Annotated in this window: 1 protein-coding gene; it reads right to left on the reverse strand. The window is 68.1% G+C overall.

All coding sequences use genetic code 11. The annotated features are described in order from the left end of the window. Nucleotides 1-3,496 (reverse strand): condensation domain-containing protein (locus VFZ66_10130; protein ID HEX6289539.1); only part of this gene is annotated, 3,496 nt, incomplete at both ends.

Raw genomic sequence — 3,496 nt, forward strand, 5'->3', positions numbered from 1 at the left:
GCAGACGACGGCGCAGGCGTGGGGGGTGCGCGCGGCCTGGGCGGCGACGAGGTGGTGCAAACAGCGGAGCGGCGGGGTGTCGGTAGCGGGCGGATTCCAGCTCAGCAGCAGCGCCCGCTCCGCCGCCGTCAGCAGCGGCAGATCGGCCAGACGCCGGTCGGGATTGGCCGCCATGCCGCTCAGCAGCAGCTCCAGATGCCCGCCGAGCCGCGCGATTGTATCGGGATCGAAGCGGCTGCGGTCGTAGTTGATCCGCAGCACCAGCTCTTGCTCGACCATCGCGGTGATGCCGAGGGGATAGTTGCTCTGCTCGATGCCCTGGACGTTGCCGATCGTCAGGCTGGATCGCTGATCCTGGGCCTGAACAGCGTCCGACACGGGGTAGTTCTCGAAGACGACGATGCTCTCGAAGAGCGGCAGACCGCGCGGCACGTCGCTCCAGCCCTGGATCTGCACCAGCGGGCTATACTCAAACTGCCGCAGCTCGACCTGAAGCGCCTGCATCTGCCGCAGCCAGGGGAGCAGCGCCGCCTGGGGATCGACCTGGACGCGCACCGGCAGGGTGTTGATGAATAGCCCGATCATCTGCTCGACGCCGATCAGCTCAGGCGGGCGACCGGCCACGGTGACGCCATAGACGATGTCGGAGTCGCCGCTGTAGCGGCTGAGCAGCACTGCCCACGCGCCCTGGACCAGCGTGTTGATCGTCAGGCTATGCTCGCGCGCAAGCGCCTGCAACGCGGCGGTCGTCGCTTCCGAGAGGCGCATCTCAAGCGTGGCCTGCCCGTCGCCTGCTCCCTGCCGATCCACGCCAAGCGGTGTCGGCGCGCTGAAGCCGTGGAGCAGTTGCCGCCAGAAGGCTTCTGCCCGCGCCATGTCCTGCCGCAGCAGCCACGCGATATAGTCGCGGTAGGGCTGCGGATGCGCGAGCTGCGGCTCCTGTCCGTGGGCTAGCCGCTCGTAGCAGTGAAAGACCTCGTTGAGCACCAGCGGCAGCGACCAGCCATCCAGCAGCAGGTGATGATGTGTCCAGACAAAATCGTGCTGCGCGCCGCCGACGCGAAAGAGCGCCAGCCGCAGCAGGGGCGCTTCGCTGAGGGCAAAGCCACGCCGCCGATCGTCAACGAGGAGCGCGGCCAATCTGGTCTGCTGCTCGTCGGCGCTGAGCTGCCGCCAGTCCTCGATCTGCCAGGGCACCTCGGCTCGCTGCCGCACGATTTGCAGCGGAGCGTCCAAACCCTCCCACACAAAGCCGGTGCGAAAGATCGGGTGGCGCTCGACGACCGTGGCCCAGGCCCGCTGGAAGGCTGCAAGATTAAGCGCGCCCTCGATGCGACAGACCATCTGCTCGACATAGATGCCCGACCTACCCTCGTAAACGCTGTGGAAGAGCATGCCCTGCTGCATTGGCGAGAGCGGGTAGATGTCCACGATCTGCCGGTCGCGGCCTACCACGCGATCGAGCGTCGGCTGATCGAGGCGGGCCAGCGGGAAGTCGGACGGCGTGTAGCCGCCGCTGGCAGAGGACCGGCAGTGCGCGATGATCGTCTGGAGCGCCGCGCCGTAGCGCTCGGCCAGCCGCTCGATCGTGGCCTGATGATGGATCGCCCTGCTGTAGCTCCAGCGCATATGCAACTGTCCGACAGCCACAAAGCCGCTGACTTCCAGCAGATGCATGCGGCGGCTGTGCCCGCTGATGGTTTCACCGGGCTGCTCAGGCGCGGGCATGAGCAGGTCGTCGTCGGCGAGCGGCGGATCGAGCTGGCCCAGGTAGTTGAAGGCGATCTCCGCGCTCGGCAGGGCAGCCAGCGCGGCACGAATCTCGTCGTCGCCCAGATAGCGCAGCACGCCGTAGCCGATGCCACGCTGTGGGATCTGCCGCAGCTGTTCTTTGATCGTTTTGAGCGCCGCGCCCGGCTCGTGGGCGGTGCCGAGATCGAGCAGCACCGGGAAGACGCTGGTAAACCAGCCGACCGTGCGCGACAGATCGACCTCGTCGAAGAGCGCCTCGCGTCCGTGGCCTTCCAGGTCGAGCCGCAGCGCGCGCGCGCCCGTCCAATCGGCCCAGGCCAGCGCCAGCGCCGCCAGCAGCACATCGTTGATCTGGGTGTGATAGACGCGCGGCACCTCATGCAGCAGCGCGTGTGTCTCGTCGGCGGGCAGTGTCCACCCGACATGATGCGCCAGCGCCTGGGTGTTCGCGCCATCAGGCATATCGACCGGCAGCCGTGGCACGATGCGGTGCGCTACCTGCATCCAGTGATCCAGTTCCTCGCGCAGCATCTCCGAGTGGGCATAGCCCGTCAGGCGCTCTGCCCAATATTTGAACGAGGTGGTCTTCGGCGGCAGCGCCACGGCAGCGCCCTGGCGGAGCTGGGTGTAGGCGGTCTGAAGATCGGCCAGCAGAATCGGCCACGAAACCGCGTCGACAGCCAGATGGTGGATCGCGATCAGCAGCCGCGCGGGCTGTGCCGCGCCCAGTTCGATGCAGGCAACACGCAGGAGCGGCCCGTCCGTGAGATTGAGGCCGGCCTGGATTTCCGTCGCCGCCGCGTAGATCGCCTCGCTCTGCTCGGCTGCGGATACGGCTGATAGGTCTATCGCCGTTACCACCGCTCCATCGCGCGCCCGCTCCGGCGCGACGATCTGCTGCTGCCAGCCCTGCATGTCGCGGACAAAGCGCAGCCGCAGCGCGTCGTGGTGGTCCAGCAGATGCGCCACGGCCTGATCCAGCAGCGTAAGGTCGAGCGGCTGCCGCACCTGGAACAGCGTCGCCTGGTTGAAGTGGTGCGGCTCCGGCAGATCAAGGCTGAAGAACCAGCGCTGGATCGGCGTCAGCGGCACAGCGCCGGTCATGGGCTGCTGCTCGGCGATAACCTGTGCGGTCGTGCCCGCCACCGCCGCCAACTGCGCGATCGTCTGGTGCTGAAACAGATGCTTGGGCGATAGGCGCAGCCCGGCCTGGTTGGCCCGCGCGATAATCTGGATCGTCAGGATCGAATCGCCGCCGAGCGCGAAGAAATTATCGTGAATGCCGACACGCTCCACGCGCAGCACCGCCGCCCAGATCTGCGCCAGCGTCTTCTCCGCCTCCGTGCGCGGCGCGACAAAGTCCGTGCCAGCACTACGCCGATCGGTGCCGGGCGCGGGCAGGGCGTGACGATCGAGCTTGCCGTTGGGCGTGAGCGGCAGGGCGTCGAGCACCACGAACGCCGCCGGGATCAGGTGGTTCGGGAGCCGCGCCTGCAAGTACGCGCGGAGGTCGGCGTGGCGGCCCGCACCCCCGGCCTCCGCGCTCCCACCTGTCGGCGCGGGGGCGCGTTGTGCTGCGTTGTGTTCCTGGGTTCCCGTGTTCCCTGGGGCTGCCACGACATAGGCGACAAGGCGCGCCTGTCCCGGCGCGTCCTCGCGCAGCAGCACCACCGCATCGCGCACCGCCGCGTGCTGGCGCAGCGCCGCCGCGATCTCACCCAGCTCGATGCGGAAGCCGCGCAGC

This window comes from Herpetosiphonaceae bacterium (genome assembly GCA_036374795.1).
Lineage (GTDB): Bacteria > Chloroflexota > Chloroflexia > Chloroflexales > Kallotenuaceae > LB3-1.